At 64.2% G+C, this 15,071-nt stretch carries 12 protein-coding genes; 1 reads left to right on the forward strand and 11 read right to left on the reverse strand.

All coding sequences use genetic code 11. From position 1 onward, the window contains the following. Positions 1 to 29: 29 nt before the first annotated feature. The 8 genes from SB756_RS05910 to SB756_RS05945 form a co-directional block, all read right to left on the reverse strand. The gene (locus SB756_RS05910; protein WP_341798762.1) at positions 30 to 1,046 is read right to left on the reverse strand and encodes an ABC transporter permease; all 1,017 of its coding nucleotides are present in this window, start codon (positions 1,044 to 1,046) and stop codon (positions 30 to 32) included. Then, positions 1,046 to 2,104 carry a microcin C ABC transporter permease YejB gene (locus SB756_RS05915; protein ID WP_341798763.1) on the reverse strand — a complete coding sequence of 353 codons (1,059 nt, stop codon included), beginning with the start codon at positions 2,102 to 2,104 and terminating at the stop codon, positions 1,046 to 1,048. Before SB756_RS05915 ends, SB756_RS05910 begins: the two co-directional genes overlap by 1 nt. Further along, on the reverse strand, positions 2,101 to 4,026 hold the full coding sequence (locus SB756_RS05920) for an extracellular solute-binding protein (protein WP_410910389.1): 1,926 nt from the start codon (positions 4,024 to 4,026) through the stop codon (positions 2,101 to 2,103). The genes SB756_RS05915 and SB756_RS05920 overlap by 4 nt, the downstream gene beginning before the upstream one ends. 13 nt (positions 4,027 to 4,039) lie before the next feature. Beyond that, positions 4,040 to 4,321 (reverse strand): peptidylprolyl isomerase, encoded by a 282-nt coding sequence (locus tag SB756_RS05925; protein ID WP_410910390.1) that lies wholly within the window; start codon positions 4,319 to 4,321, stop codon positions 4,040 to 4,042. 79 nt (positions 4,322 to 4,400) lie between these two features. Beyond that, positions 4,401 to 5,462 carry a 3-deoxy-7-phosphoheptulonate synthase gene (locus SB756_RS05930; RefSeq protein ID WP_410910391.1) on the reverse strand — a complete coding sequence of 354 codons (1,062 nt, stop codon included), beginning with the start codon at positions 5,460 to 5,462 and terminating at the stop codon, positions 4,401 to 4,403. 554 nt (positions 5,463 to 6,016) lie between these two features. Next, positions 6,017 to 6,568, reverse strand: coding sequence for a YbhB/YbcL family Raf kinase inhibitor-like protein (locus SB756_RS05935; protein WP_410910392.1), 552 nt, complete (start codon positions 6,566 to 6,568; stop codon positions 6,017 to 6,019). A gap of 48 nt (positions 6,569 to 6,616) precedes the next feature. Next, a complete protein-coding gene (locus SB756_RS05940) occupies positions 6,617 to 6,925 on the reverse strand; it encodes a hypothetical protein (RefSeq protein ID WP_059395338.1) in 309 nt (102 codons plus the stop codon). 165 nt (positions 6,926 to 7,090) lie between these two features. Further along, complete coding sequence (locus tag SB756_RS05945) at positions 7,091 to 8,389, reverse strand: MFS transporter (protein WP_341798767.1); 1,299 nt, start codon at positions 8,387 to 8,389, stop codon at positions 7,091 to 7,093. A gap of 414 nt (positions 8,390 to 8,803) precedes the next feature. Between SB756_RS05945 and SB756_RS05950 the strand changes: the two genes are divergently transcribed. Next, positions 8,804 to 9,679: an AEC family transporter gene (locus tag SB756_RS05950; protein ID WP_410910393.1), complete on the forward strand. Its 876-nt coding sequence runs from the start codon at positions 8,804 to 8,806 to the stop codon at positions 9,677 to 9,679. Positions 9,680 to 9,695: 16 nt separating this feature from the next. Here the strand turns inward: SB756_RS05950 and SB756_RS05955 are convergent, their stop codons facing one another. The 3 genes from SB756_RS05955 to SB756_RS05965 all read right to left on the reverse strand — a co-directional run bounded on the left by SB756_RS05955 (position 9,696) and on the right by SB756_RS05965 (position 14,958). Continuing rightward, positions 9,696 to 10,829 carry an HlyD family secretion protein gene (locus SB756_RS05955; protein WP_410910394.1) on the reverse strand — a complete coding sequence of 378 codons (1,134 nt, stop codon included), beginning with the start codon at positions 10,827 to 10,829 and terminating at the stop codon, positions 9,696 to 9,698. Continuing rightward, entirely contained in the window at positions 10,826 to 12,475 is a 1,650-nt protein-coding gene (locus SB756_RS05960; RefSeq protein WP_410910395.1) for an MFS transporter, read from the reverse strand. The genes SB756_RS05955 and SB756_RS05960 overlap by 4 nt, the downstream gene beginning before the upstream one ends. 65 nt (positions 12,476 to 12,540) lie before the next feature. Then, positions 12,541 to 14,958, reverse strand: coding sequence for a TonB-dependent siderophore receptor (locus SB756_RS05965; RefSeq protein WP_410910396.1), 2,418 nt, complete (start codon positions 14,956 to 14,958; stop codon positions 12,541 to 12,543). Between the last annotated feature and the right edge of the window lie 113 nt (positions 14,959 to 15,071).

Consider the following 15,071-nt stretch of genomic DNA (forward strand, 5'->3'; position numbering starts at 1 on the left):
CTTGTCATGTAAAAGCCGAGCGTGAAAATTCATCCTCGGGGATCAAACGCTTCGCGCAAGCCATCCCCGATAAACACCAGCAATGACAAGATCACCGCCAGCGCAAAAAACGCCGTAAAGCCCAGCCACGGCGCTTCCAGATGTTGCTTGCCCTGGGTCACCAGCTCACCCAGCGAGGCACTCCCGGCCGGCATGCCGAAACCGAGAAAATCCAGTGCAGTCAGGGTGGTGATTGCCCCGGTCAGCATGAACGGTACATAGGTCAGCGTGGCGTTCATGGCATTGGGCAAGATATGCCGCAGCATCACCTGGCTGTCCGGCAACCCCAGCGCGCGAGCGGCTTTCACGTACTCCAGGTTGCGCCCACGCAGGAACTCGGCGCGCACGACATCGACCAGGGCAAGCCAGGAGAATAGCGCCATGATGCCCAGCAGCCACCAGAAATCCGGCTCGACAAAACCGCTGAGAATGATCAGCAGGTACAGCACCGGCAACCCCGACCACACCTCCAGCAGGCGTTGCCCGAGCAGGTCCACCCAGCCGCCGTGGTAGCCCTGCAACGCGCCGGCCACCACGCCGATAAACACGCTGACCACGGTCAGTGCAAAGGCAAACAGCAGCGATACCCGCGTGCCATACAGCACCCGAGCCAGCACATCGCGGCCCTGGTCGTCGGTGCCTAGCCAGTTGCTCGCGCTGGGCGGGCTGGGGGTGGGTACCAGCAAGTCGTAGTTGGGGGTGTCGGCGCTGAACGGGATGGGCGCGAACAGCATCCAGCCGCCCTGGCCTGCGATCAATTGCCGTACATAGGCACTGCGATAGTCGGGCTGGAATGGCAGCTGGCCGCCGAATTCCTGTTCGGTGTAGCGCTTGAGCGCCGGTACGTACAGGTCGCCCTTGTAGCCCAACAGCAGCGGCTTGTCGTTGGCCACCAGCTCAGCGCACAGGCACAACAGCAGAAGGCCGGCGAACAGCCACAGCGAGACCCAGCCGAGGCGGTTGCGGCGAAAGCGTTGCAGGCGGCGGCGCGAGACGGGCGAAAGCATCAGTGCGCCCTCGTGTCGAAGTCGATACGCGGGTCGAGCAGGGTGTACGACAGGTCACCGATCAGGCGGATCAACAGGCCTGCCAGGGTGAAGATGAACAGGGTGCCGAACACCACCGGGTAATCTCGCGACACGGCGGCCTCGTAGCTCAGGCGGCCCAGGCCATCGAGGGAGAAGATCACCTCGATCAGCAACGAACCGGCGAAAAACACCGTGATCAGTGCCTGCGGTAACCCGGCCACCACCAGCAGCATGGCATTGCGCAGCACATGGCCGTACAGCACTCGGCGCTCACTCAAGCCTTTGGCGCGGGCGGTGACCACGTACTGGCGGGAAATCTCGTCCAGGAAGGCGTTCTTGGTCAGCAACGTAAGGGTTGCGAAACCGCCGATCACCAAGGCCCCGACCGGCAGCACCAGGTGCCAGAAGTAGTCGGCCACCTTGCCCACCAGGCTGAGTTCGTCGAAGTTTTCCGAGACCAGGCCACGTACCGGGAACCAGTTGAGCGAGGTGCCGCCGGCGAACAGCACGATCAGCAGCAAGGCGAACAGGAACGAGGGCAGGGCGTAGCCGATCACGATCAGTGCGCTGCTCCAGGCATCGAAACGGCTGCCGTGGCGCACCGCCTTGCGGATACCCAGCGGGATCGATACCAGGTAGGTGATCAGGGTGGCCCAGAAGCCCAGCGACAGGGTGACCGGTAACTTGTCGAGGATCAGGTCGGTGACTTTGGCACCACGGAAGAAACTGCTGCCAAAGTCCAGGCGGGCATACTGGCCGAGCATCAACCACAGGCGTTCGGGGGCGGACTTGTCAAAGCCGTACTGGCGCTTGATCTCTTCGATCAGTTTCGGGTCCAGGCCGCGGGCGGCCCGCGACTCGCTGTGCACCACTTCCGCCCGGGCGCCGGGTGCGCCGCCACCCAGGCCTTGCAGCCGCGCCACGGCCTGTTCCACCGGGCCACCCGGGGCGGCCTGGACGATGGCGAAATTCACCAGCAGGATCGCCAGCAGCGTCGGGATGATCAACAACAGGCGGCGCAGGATATAGGTGGTCATGGCGAGGTCTTCCGGCGTTCGGCCATTTGCGCGTTGGTCAACGGGGTGGGGCTAACCTCCCACCAGGTGTCCAGGCCTTCGTCAAAGGCGGCCTGGACTTTGGGCAGGCCGAAACGGTTCCACCAGACGGTGGAGCTGCCCGGCGGGTAATAGTTGGGGATCCAGTAATAGTTCCATTGCAGCACCCGGTCCAGGGCATGGGCGTGCTGCAGCATGTCGGCCTGGGTGTCGGCGCGCACCAGGCCGTCGATCAGCTGGTCCACGGCCGGGTCCTGCAACACCATCAGGTTGTTCGAGCCGGGGTCGTGGGCGGCTGCCGAGCCAAAATAGTTGTACAGCTCGGCACCGGGCGACAGGGTGACCGGGTAGCCGGTGACGATCATGTCGTAGTCGCGTGCCATCAGGCGGTTGACGTACTGGGCTGAATCGACATTGCGAATGTTCAAGGTGACGCCGATCTGTGCCAGGTTGCGTTTCCACGGCAGCAGCAGGCGCTCCAGGCCGGACTGGCCGTTGAGGAAGGTGAATGCCAGCGGCGTGCCCTGGTTGTTCACCAGGCGGTCACCTTCGGGGTGCCAGCCGGCTTGTTCGAGCAGCGCCAGGGCCTGCAACTGCTGCTTGCGGATAACCCCCGAGCCATCGGTGACCGGTGCGGTAAACACGGTGGTGAAGACTTCGTCCGGTACTTTGCCACGCAGCGGATCGAGCAGCTTGAGTTCGCCGGCATCCGGCAGCTTGCGGGCTGCCAGCGGGGTGTTGGAGAACACGCTCTGCTGGCGGATGTACAGGTTGCGCATCATCTGCCGGTTGCTCCACTCGTAGTCCCACAGCATGCCCAGCGCCTGGCGCACGCGGCGGTCCTTGAACTGCGGCTGGTCGAGGTTGAACACGAAACCCTGGGCAACCTGCGGTTTGGCCGGGCCCAGGTGGGCGCGTTGCAGGCGGCCGTCGTCCAGTTGCGCGCCGTTGTAGCCCAGGGTGTAGGCGGTGGCGGAGAACTCGCGGTTATAGTCGTAGCCACCGCCTTTGAGCACCTGCCGCGCCACTTCGGTGTCGCCGAAGTACTCGATGCGCAGTTGGTCGAAATTGTAGCGGCCACGGCTGGCCGGCAGGTTGCGCGCCCACCAGGTCGGGTTGCGCTCGAAGGTGATGCTGCGGCCGTTGTCGATGCGCCCGATGCGGTACGGCCCGCTGCCGACCGGCTTGTCGAAGCCGGCACCATTGGCGAAGTCGCGCTGCTGCCAGTCATGTTCGGGCAGCACCGGCAGGCTGGCGAGGTCCAGCGCCAGGGTGCGGCCGTGGTCGGCCTTGAAGTCGAAGCGCACGTGCTGCGGGCCTTCCACGGTGACGCCGGTCACGTCGGCGAACTGGGTGCGGTATTTAAGGCTGCCCTTGCTCATCAACAGCTCGAAGGTAAACCGTACGTCCTCGGCGCGAACGGGTTTGCCATCGGCGAAGGTGGCACGCGGATCTATCTCGAAACGCAGCCAGGCATCGTCCGGGCCACGCTCCATGTTTCGGGCGATCAGGCCATAGACGGTGTAGGGTTCATCGAACGAGCGGACCGCCAGTGGCGCGTATAGCAGGCCGTCGACCTCGCTGACACCGATGCCCTTGTCGATATACGGCAGGATATGGTCGAACTGGCCTATCTCGATGGCCGAGCGGCGCAGGATGCCGCCCTTGGGGGCGTCGGGGTTTACGTAGTCGAAATGCTGGAAGTCCGGGGTGTAGCGGGGGGCTTCGTCGTAGACGGTGAGGGCGTGGGTTGGGGCCGCCTGTGTATTGAAGACAAGACTAAGCAGGAGCAGGCCACACAATCCCTGTGGGAGCGGGCATGCCCGCGAATAGGCCAGACCAGACAACCTCGTTGACTGCTCCGACGCATTCGCGGGCACGCCCGCTCCCACAGGGAGTTTCATCGGCTGCGAGGACTTAGTCCTGGCGGCTGGTCACTTCCAGCAGGTGGTACCCGAACTGGGTCTTCACCGGGCCTTGCACGGTGTTGACCGGGGCGCTGAACACCACGGTGTCGAATTCCTTGACCATCTGGCCCGGGCCGAACGAGCCCAGGTCACCGCCCTGACGGCTGGATGGGCAGGTGGAGTTGGCTTTGGCGATTTCGGCGAAGTCGGCGCCTGCTTCGATCTGGGCTTTCAGTTCGTTGCACTTGTCTTCGCTGCTGACCAGGATGTGGCGGGCGGTTGCATGGGCCATGGGTACTGCTCCTTGGGGTAAAAAGGCAAGCCTAGCGCACTTGCTTGGGGTATGTCTCGCCAGGCTCGCAACCTTGGGCTTACAGTTTTTGTGCCGCCTCACGCAACAGGGTTTCAGTCGAGGCCCAGCCCAGGCAGCCGTCGGTGATCGACACGCCGTATTTCAGTGCCCCCTTGCCCAGCGCTTGGCAGCCATCGAACAGGTGCCCCTCTATCATCACGCCAACGATCGAGCGGTCACCGGCCAGGCGTTGTTCCAGCACTTCGTTGAACACCGCTGACTGGCGTGCCGGGTCCTTGCCGCTGTTGGCGTGGCTGCAATCGACCATGATCCGCGCCTGCAACCCCACCTTGGCCAGGGCCTGGCGGGCCATGGCGATGCTGTTGGCATCGTAGTTGGGGCCTTTGTGGCCGCCGCGCAGTACCAGGTGCGTGTCCGGGTTGCCCAAGGTTTCGATGATTGCCGGGTGGCCCTGCGCATCCATGCCGAAGTGGCGGTGCGGGTGGGCAGCGCTGCGCATGGCGTCGCTGGCGATGGTGATGCCGCCGTCGGTGCCGTTCTTGAAACCGACCGGCAGCTCCAGGCCACTGACCATTTCGCGGTGAATCTGCGATTCGGTGGTGCGTGCGCCAATCGCGGCCCAGGCCAGCAGGTCGTCGAAGTAGCCGGCGGCCATCGGTTGCAGCAGCTCGGTGGCAACCGGCAGGCCCCGCTCGATCATGCTCAGCATCAGCCCGCGGGACAAGGCGATACCCGAGTGCATGTCGTCGCTGCCATCAAGGTGCGGGTCGTAGGCCAGGCCTTTCCAGCCCACGGTAGTACGCGGTTTTTCGACGTAGGCGCGCATCACCAGCAGCAGCTTGTCATCCACTTCGCGGCTGAGCGCGGCCAGGCGGTCGGCGTATTCCAGGGCCGAGCGTGGGTCGTGGATCGAGCATGGGCCGACGATGACCAGCAGGCGCTCGTCGCGGCCTTCGAGGATGTTGCGGATGGCTTGGCGGTGGGCCTGGACTTGCTGGGCCAGTTCACTGGACAGCGGCATCTGCTGCTTGAGCAGGTGCGGGCTGGGCAGGCGCTTGCTGACGGTGGTGTTGGCTGCTTGCGGCTGGGTCAGGGGCAGGGCGAGGTTGGAAGCTTGCATGGCGTTTTTCCCTGGGCGGACGGCGGGTTCAGGCCCGCGTCGTCGGCCCTATCGAGGTGTTCGACAGATCGTTGAATTCGTATTGGCTGCTGCATTGCCACCGGTAGAGGACCGATCGGAGGCGGCAGGCTGGCCCGAACGGGATTGGCTAAATCGCCAGGCAGAGGTGTTTGCGTAGTAATAAGTGGCGTAGTTCATGAATCTGTCCTCAATGTGAATCGGTGTTGTTCAAAGGCCTGAAAAGCAAAACCCCCGGTCGGGGAGCCGACCGGGGGTTTGAGTATTCTCATGTTCGGCGGCCCCTCGAAGGTGGGCGCCGTGTGGGTATCGGCGCCTAGTGGCTAAACCAATACCCAAAGTAATAGCTGGCAGGTGCCACGCAGCCGGCAACGGCCAGCACAGGGCGCAGGTTGCGACCGGTGTGGTTGGCGTGGTTGCGGGTGTGTTTTGGCATGTTGCTCTCCAGTGAATGAGCCCGAGCTTACTTCAGTTTTACCGGGCCATTCAATGGATAAATGCTATGGGGCCGATCATTTGTTTTTGTACTGATTGGTTCAATGACCATAACGACCGACCAGGCTCTGCGCCCCCAATGCGTGGCCTTGTAGCAACTGCAGCAGGCCATTGCGGTCCAGGCCTTCGGGCAAGGTGCCCAACGTCAGGTCGGTGGCGATCAGGGTCAGTGCGTAATGGTGCGGGTTGTCACCAGCGGGTGGGCAGGGGCCCCGGTAGCTGAGGGTGCCCCGCGAGTTGCGCCCCACAGTCACGTATTGCCCACTGAGCCCCGCCATGCCTTCCTTGAGCCCATCGTGTTCCGGGTCGATGTTGTAGGCGACCCAGTGCACCACGCCGATACCCTTGCCGCCGTCCGGATCGAACATGATCAGCGCGAGCGACCGGGTACCTGCGGGCAGGTTTTCCCAGCTCAGTTGCGGGGTGCGCTCTTCACCGGCGCCGCAGGCCGGGTCTGGGCCGACCTGCTGCAGGGCGATCACGCCACCATCGGTGAACGACGAGGAACTGATCGACAGCGCACCTTGGTTACTGCTGTTGGCCAACGCCGTGCAAGGCAGCAGGGCGGCGAGCAGCCACGGTTTGACGTTCATGACGAATCCTTGGCAGGGCTTTGGGGCGCAGTGTAGCCGAGGCGAGCCTTAGTGGCTGTCCTGGTCCTCGGCGGTGCCGCCGGTGTGCCCGGCCCCAGAGCCGGTCGCCTCGCCCGTGCTGTTGGAACCCCCACTGGCCCCGTCGGCGGCATCGCTGTTGCTGCCGGTGTCGCTGCTGTCGTTGTCCTGGCCACTGCCAGGGCTGTTGACGCTGCTGTCGTCACCGGCGGTCTTGCCGCCAGACTGGTCGGTTTGCGGACGGCTGTCGGTGTTGGTGTCGGTGGCGGCGAAGCTGATGCCGGTGAGGCTGGTCAAGGCCAGCGCCAGGCACAGCGAAAGCGGGCGAATGCGGATCATGGGAATGCTCCTTTGCGGATGATCTGTCATTCGTTTGGCTGGCGACGGGTGGCGGGGTGCCTTCTGGGCGACGGGTGGTCATTTTCGGGGCTGCTTTGCAGCCCAATCACGACGCAAGGCCGCTCCCACAAGGAAATGCGATTGCCTGTGAGAGCGGCCCTGGAATCAATGAGATTCTGAGCGCTGTGCTGGCGCCGGGGTTTCCGCCGGCTCCAGCGGTGGATGCTCCTGCGCCGCATGCATCAGGTCTTCGGTGACCCGCAGCTCGGCGCCGGTTGGCGAGAAGGTGGTCGAGGCGGTGAACGGCGCCGGGTGCTCTGCGGCCGGGCGCTTGCCACGGCGCCACATGAAGAAGCACACCATGGCCAGGTTGACCACGGCAAAGGCCCAGAACAACCCGGCCTCGCCAAACTCGGTCATCATCGGCGAAATCGCCACCGGCGCCATGGCCGAACCCAGCGAGTTGATCAGCAGCAAGCCTTGAATCATCGGTACCAGCGCATCGGAAGGCGCCCGGTCGGCCGCGTGGCTGACTGCCACCGGGTACAGCGTGAACACGCCACCACCCAGCAGGAACAGCATGGCCGGTAGCAGGAAAGAGTCCGACGGCAGGAATACCGTGATCAGCGAAAGCACCACGCACAGCGCGGCCAGGGCGATCAAGACGTCCTGACGGTCCTTGCGGTCGGACCAGCGGCCCACCGGGTATTGCAGCAGCATGGCGCCGAGGATCACCCAGGCCATCATGTTGCCGACCTCGCCCACCGCCAGGCCGATGCGCTGCAGGTACAACGGCAGCAGGGCATAGATGCCGGCAATCGCCACGCCCGAACCGAAGCAGCCAACCAGGCCAGACGGCGCCACACCCAGCAATTGGCGGGGTTTGAGGGGTTCGACCTGGTCCAGCAGGGGCGATACCCGCGGCAGGATCACGATAGGCAGCACCGACAGGGCAGCCAGCACGCCAGCCAGCATGAAGGGTGCGGTGTCGCCAAGCTGGGTGATTTCGCCCAGGCCTGCCTGGGCAATCACCCCGGCGCCGTAGAAGGCAATCATGTACAGCGCCAGCAGGCGGCCGCGGATTTTCGCGTCGCCGGCCAGCAGCAGCCAGCTTTCGATCACCAGGAATACGCCGACTGCTGCCCAGCCGTTGATCAGGCGCAGCACCGACCACCAGGTGACATCGTAGAACAGCCCCTGCAGCAGAATGGTCGCGGCGATCAGCGAAGCAAAGCTTGTATAGGCGCGGATATGGCCGATGCGCAAGATCAGCCGGTCGTTGAAGATGGCGCCCAGGGTCAGGCCGATGAAGTAGGTCGACGAGACGACACCGATGGTGGTGGCCGATTCACCGGCAGCGCCCAGGCGCAGGGTGGTCAGCGAAGACATGAAGCCGTTGCCCAGGGCAATGATGAACAGCCCGAGCAGGGGCGCCAGCGCCATGGCCAGCAAACGCGGAGACATACGAACCTCTAGTTGGATGAGCGGAATGAGCGCCTTCTCGGACGCGCACACCGGCTCGACCCGACAAGGGGGCGAGTGGCGACACGGATGCGACCTGGGCAAGACTCAACCGCTGGCCCCTTTGGGAATGGGCCGGGCGGGGAAGGTTGAGCCTATTTCACATGTGCGTTCATGTGTTCAGGCACGGACTCTGTCATTGCTGCGGGTTGCCACCGTTCAAGGCGACGGGCGAAAAGGAAGCGGGATTCTACGGGCTTGGAAGCTTTTGCCCAAGGGGCACGGGTATGCGACGAGACGCCGCAGTCCAAGGGCGACATGAAAGTGTCTTGGGCAGACATCTTGGGGCCCCTGTGCGGCCCCGGCCCTCTCACGGACTGCTGCATAATACTGAACCCACACCAAGGAAGGCCCATCATGTTCGCGTCGCTGTTCGCAGTCCTGGCCCCGGTTTTCATCGTCGCCGGCATCGGCTATGCCTGGGCCCGCAAGGGCCTGGACTACCCCACCGACTTCATCGCCCGGGTTGTGATGACTGTTGGCACCCCGTCGCTGGTGCTGTCCACCCTCAGCCGCACCGAGCTGAACCCGGATGCCTTCACCAGCATGGCTTTGGCTTGCCTGCTGTGCACCTTGGGCATGGCCCTGGCCGCGTTGCTGGTGTGTCGCGCTTCTGGCATGCATTGGCGAGTACTGCTGCCGGCGTTCATGTTCCCCAACACCGGCAACATGGGCCTGCCGATCAGCCTGTACGCCTTCGGTGAGCACGGCCTGGCACTGGCCGTGGCGTTTTTCCTGACCCTGTCGATCGTGCAGTTCACCATCGGCATGGCCATTTCCGGCACGGCGGCTTCGCTCAAGGCGCTGCTGCGCAACCCGATCGTCATCAGCCTGGCGGGTGCCATGCCCATCATCTTTCTCGATTTCGAACTGCCGCGCTGGCTGGCCAACACCGCAGACCTGCTGGGCGGCATGACCATCCCGCTGATGCTGCTGACCCTAGGGGTATCGCTGGCCAGCATTCGCCTGCGCCACGTGGGCAGCGGCCTGTTGCTGGGCGCTTTGCGCATTGGCCTGGGGGCTGCGATGGGCTGGGCAGTGGGGGCGGCGCTGAGCATGGACAACCTTGAGCGAGCGGTGCTGGTGGTGCAGTCGGCGATGCCGGTGGCCGTGTTCAACTACCTTATGGCGGTGCGAGCCAACCGTGAACCAGAGCAGGTGGCGAACCTGGTGATGTGTTCCACGGTGCTTTCGTTCGCCTGGCTGCCGGTGGTGCTGGCCTGGTGGATGTAGGTCGGCAGCAAGCACATCAATCCTGGTTACGGGTATCGATACTGACCACCACTGACATCCCCGGCCGCAGGTGTTTGGCATCTGGCTGGTCGGCATCCACGGTAATGCGCACCGGAATCCGCTGGGCAATCTTGACGAAGTTGCCGGTGGCGTTGTCCGCTTGCAACAAGGCGAACTCCGAGCCGGTTGCTGGCGAGATCTGCTGTACATGCCCCTGAAGCTTCAGGTGGTTGAGCGCATCCACGGTGAAGCTCACCGGTTGGCCGATGCGTACATTGGCCATCTGGGTTTCCTTCATGTTGGCAATCACCCACAAGGTGTCGGGCACCAGCGCCATCAATTGCGCGCCGGAATTCACATAAGCCCCCAGGCGTGTACCGATCTGCCCAAGCTGGCCGTCGCGCGGGGCGGTGACCCGGGTGTTGTCGAGGTCGATGCGCGCCAGCTCCACAGCCGCCTTGGCGTTCTCCACCGAGGCCTGCAGCGCGGCCCGGTTGACCACCACCGTTTCCCGGTCCTGGCGGGCGATTTCCAGCGCCGCTCTGGCTTGCGCCAGGCTGGCGACGGCAGCGGCTTCACTGGCACGGGCCAGGTCAAGTTCACGGCGTGACACAGAGCCGTCATTGACCAGCGCCTGGTTGCGGCCAAGGTCGGCTTTGGCCTTGGCTGCCTGGGCCATGGCATCGCCAATGGCTGCCTGACGCTGGGCAATGGTGGCTTCGGCGCTTTTACGCTGCTGCAGGTTGTTGGCCAGGGCCGCCTGCTGTTGCTGCAGCTGGGCGATGGACTGGGCCAGGCGCTGCTTGTAGATGCGATCGTCCAGTTGCACCAGCAGGTCGCCGGCCCTGACGAACTGGAAGTCGTGCACCGGCACGTCGACGATGTAGCCACTGAGTTGCGGGCCGATGATGGTCACCTGGCCGCGTATCAAGGCATTTTCGGTACTTTCGATAGCGCTGCCGAATGGGGGCAGGCGCCAGGCATACAGCACCAGCAGGATGCCGGCCAGGGCCACGCAGGCGAAGCTGATCGTTGACAGGATACGCACCCGCCGCGAGCGCCCCGGGCTGGTCGGCTCGCTGGGCGGTGTGGTGCCTTCCGGGGTTTCGGCGATGGCGTTGGTGGTCGTGGTGCGGGGGTCGTCGGTCATCGGGTGGGCGCGCCGGGGGTGGAGTCGGTGGAGGTGGTCTGGCGTCCTGCGTACCAGAGCCAGGTGCTACGGATGCAGATCCAGATCATGGTCAGGATAGCGATGCTGCCGATCAGCACGAATACATCGTTGTAGGCCATGACATTCGCTTCACGGGTGGCGGCATTGGCCAGCACACGCATGCCGGCCTCGTTGCGCAGGGCCGGGTCGGCGATGATGCCAGCGTAACCGGCGCCGCCGCTTTGGACCCGGGCAGTCACCAACGGTTCGATGTAGCTGAGGCGGTCCATCAGGTGGCTGGAGTGGAATTTCTCGCGCCAGGTCTGGAAGGTGCCCAGCAGTGCCGCGCCAATCAGGCCGCCAAGGTTGTTACAGATACCGAACAACACCGAAAAACTCACCAGGTTGCGCGGGTTGGCGCGTACATGGCTGATGCCCAGGGCCATCGACGGGCCGAGAAAAAAGGTACTCCCGAACGCCAGCAGGAACTGGCTGAAGTACATCTGTGCCGGGCGTGTGAGGTTGCTTGAGCTGCTGTCCATGAACGCACCTGTGGCCATGGCCAGTAGCGAGACCAGCAGCGGGATCACCAGGTGGTTGGGGTTGATGGTCAGGGCACTGCTGGCCAGGCCCGCCACCGCACCCAGCAGCATGATCCAGTACAGCGTGCGCATCTGCTCGCTGCCCATGTTCAGCACCTGCAGGAAACCGACCGCACCGGTGGACTGTTCGGAGGTGACCATGCGGATCAGCACCACACACAGTGCCAGGCGAATGATCGCACCGCTGCCCAGCCAGTGGGTCATCAGCAACGGGTTGCGCCGGTTGTGCTCGATGGCCAGGCCAGCGAAGATCAGGGCGATCGATGCCGCCAGTGCCACGCCGATCCACGGCGCCTCCAGCCACCATTCGATGCGCCCCAGCGACAGCGCGGCGCAGAGCAGGGCGGTGCCGCTGGCCATCAGGGTGAAGGTCAGGAAATCCAAGGGCTCGAACGTCTTGAAGCGGTCACCTGGCGGCAGCTTGAGCATCAGTACGCACCCCAGCGCTGCCAGTGCCAGCCCCAGTTCGAACAGGTACAGGCCACGCCATTCGGCGATCTGCAGCAGGTCTTCGGAAAAGATCCGCGCCAGCGGCAGCGCCAGTTGCGAGGCGCCCAGGCCCAGCACCATCGCCTTCAGCCGCCATTGCGCGGGAAACGCCTGGATCATGTAGTACAGCCCCAGCGAGCTGAGCGCTGCACCAACCATGCCGTGGGCTGCGCGCACGGCGATGGCCGAGTTGAGATCGTTGACAAGCAGGTGGGCGAAGGTGACCAAGGCATACAGCACCAGGAACACTTCGGTGAACGCGCGCAGGCCGAACTGCTGGCGGAACTTCACCAGCAGCAGGTTGATGGACACGTTGGTCATGACGTAGGCGGCGGGCAGCCAGGCCATTTCTGCGGTAGTCGCGCCCAGGGCGCCCTGCAGGAACACCAGGTTGGCGGTGACCAGCGCGTTGCCCAGGCCACCGGTGATGGCTACCAGCAGGCCGACCACCCCGTAGGCCAAGCGTTTGGCTGGCGAATGCAGGGGCGTGGAGGGCGAGCCCGGCAGGCTGGGTTTTTCGTGGGGGAGCCACTGGCGGGGGGCGTATTTGTCCATGGGGCAGACTGTACTTGAGCGGCAACCGCAAAGAAAAGTGTTACAGCCTGCTCCGGCCTCCAGGCTCAGAAATCCACGCTGGCCGATAAGCGCAAAACCCGCGGTGTACCTTGGGTCAGATAGTTGTTCGAGGTCGACGCCGATGCCCAGTACGCCTTGTTCGCCACGTTCTCCACATTGGCCCGCAACGTCACCTGCTTGTCATCGACCTTGAAACGGTAGCGCCCGCCCAGGTCCACCCGGGTCCAGGCCGGAATGCTCAGGCTGTTGGCCGCATTCACATACTGGCCGCCGGTACGCAATACCCGGGCGCTGAGTGCGGCGCCCTGAATGCCTGGCACGTCCCAGTCGGCCCCCAGGTTGTACTGGAAGCGCGGTACACCGGCAGCACGGTTGCCGTCGTTGCTGCCATAGGCGGTGTTCTTCTGCTCGGTGTGCATGAACACGGCACCGGTCAACAGGCGCAGGCCGTCCACCGGTTCACCGAACAGGTTCAGCTCCACACCTTTGTTGACCTGCTCGCCGTCCATGCTGAAGGTGTCCAGCGTTGCGCCGGGTGCGCGGTAGGTGACGCTGTTTGGTTGTTCGATGCGGTACACACCCAAGGTGGCGCCGAAACTGTTCCAGTCCAGCTTCACCCCGGCCTCCACCTGCTTGCTGCGCTTGGGCGGGAATACTTCGTTGGCATTGCTGACACTCGACGGTGCCGTCGGGCCCTGGGCCAGGCCCTCGATGCGGTTGGCATAGAACGACACATGCTCCCAGGGCTTGATCACCAGGCCATACACCGGGGTGGTGATGGACTCGTCGTACGGCGTGTTGCGCGCACCGGTGGCGGTCGCCCAGCTGTCCACGCTGATCGACTGGCGGCGCACGCCCACGGTCAGCAGCACGCGGTCATCGAAAAAGCCCAGGGTGTCGGACAGCGCCACGCTTTTGTTGCGGTTCTTGCCGACGATGCGCGGGTCGTGCAGGTCGCTGCCGAAATAGGTATCGGTCGGGCGCGGCACCTTCACCGGGTTGTACAGGTTGCTGTCGTAGCGCTTGGCCGCAGCCAGTGCTTCATAGGCTGAGCGCTGCTCACCCCACATGCCTGACAGGCCGAAATTGAAGCGGTGGCTGACCGGGCCGGTGGCGAAGCGGCCATTCAGCCCGGCAACGGCGCTCTTGTTGTCTTCGTCGTGGGGCGAGTAAAGGAAACCACCACGCGCGGTGCCGTTGGCGTCGCTGACGTACAGCGAGGAATACTCGCCATTTTCGCGGGTGTGCTTGGCGCCGGCGCCGGCGTACAGCATCCAGTTGTCGTTCAGGTCATACTCGGCGTTCACCATGCCGTAGGTGTCTTCCAGCTGCGACCAGCTCCAGGGCTGCGAGTAGTTGTCACGTGCAGATGGCGCGTGGGGCACCTTGCTGCCGGTGGGGTAGATCACTGCGCGGCCCTGGTTGATCCGCTCTTTCTGGTACCCCAGGTCGGTGGACAGGCGCAGCCGTTCGCCACGGTAATCAAGGGCCACGGCCACCAGAGTAGAGTGCTGGGCCTCGTCGTCGACGCCGGTGCCGCCGTCATGCTGGGCCAGGTTGATGCGAGCGCCGAAACGGTTGTCTTCACCAAAACGCTTGCCCAGGTCGAGGTGGCCGCCAACGTTGTCGCCAGTGGCGTAGTCGAGGGTGATATGCCGAGTGGGGGTGTCTTCGGCGCGCTTGGGCACCAGGTTGATGGCACCCCCAATGCCACTGCCCTGTGGCGCGACCCCATTGAGGAAGGCGCTCGACCCCTTGAATACCTCCACCCGTTCCAGCGCCTCGGTGGTCACTATCTGGCGCGGCAGCACCCCGTACAGGCCGTTGTAGCTGATGTCGTCGGTATTCAACGGCAAACCGCGGATGGTGAACACCTGCGAAAAGTTGCCGAAGCCCGCCGACTGGCGCACCGACGCGTCATTGAGCAACACGTCACCCAACGTGCGGGCCTGCTGGTCGGCGATGGTTTTGGCGGTATAGCTGGTAACGCTGAACGGCACGTCGCTGATTGCCTGGTCGCCGAGCACGCCCAGGCGGGCGCTACGGGCGACCTGGCCCCCTTGCCAGGTGTCGCTGCTGGCGGCCAGATCGCTGTTGATGGTGGTCGCGCCCAGCTCCAAAGCACTGCCCAGGTCTACCGTCGGCGCCAGGGTGTAGCCGCCACTGTCGGTGGTTATCAGGCTGCAGCCACTGCCGGCCAGCAAGCGGGCGAAGCCTTCCGGCACGCTGTAGTTGCCGTCCAGCCCTTGGCTTTGCGCGCCCTTGAGCAGCGCCGGGTCGAACGACAGCGGTACCCCGGCGCTGGCGGCAAAGCGCGCCAGCACGTCGGCCAGTGGCCCGGCAGCCAGGTGGTAACTGCGCGAGGTGGCATCGGCGGCCATCGCTGTGGGGGCCAGGGCGGCCATGGCGATGGCGAGGCTCAGGGCCTTCAAAGGCAAGCGGTACGTCTGGCGGGGCGTCATGCGAGGGTCCTGTGGGTGCAGAAAATAAAGGTTCTGCACTCATCACCGGACGACGCAGGAAAAGGTATCAACGAAATATTCACGGCCCCTGTAGGAGCACCTTGCGTCGCGAT

This window comes from Pseudomonas sp. SIMBA_068, assembly GCF_046534705.1.
Classification (GTDB): Bacteria; Pseudomonadota; Gammaproteobacteria; order Pseudomonadales; family Pseudomonadaceae; genus Aquipseudomonas; species Aquipseudomonas putida.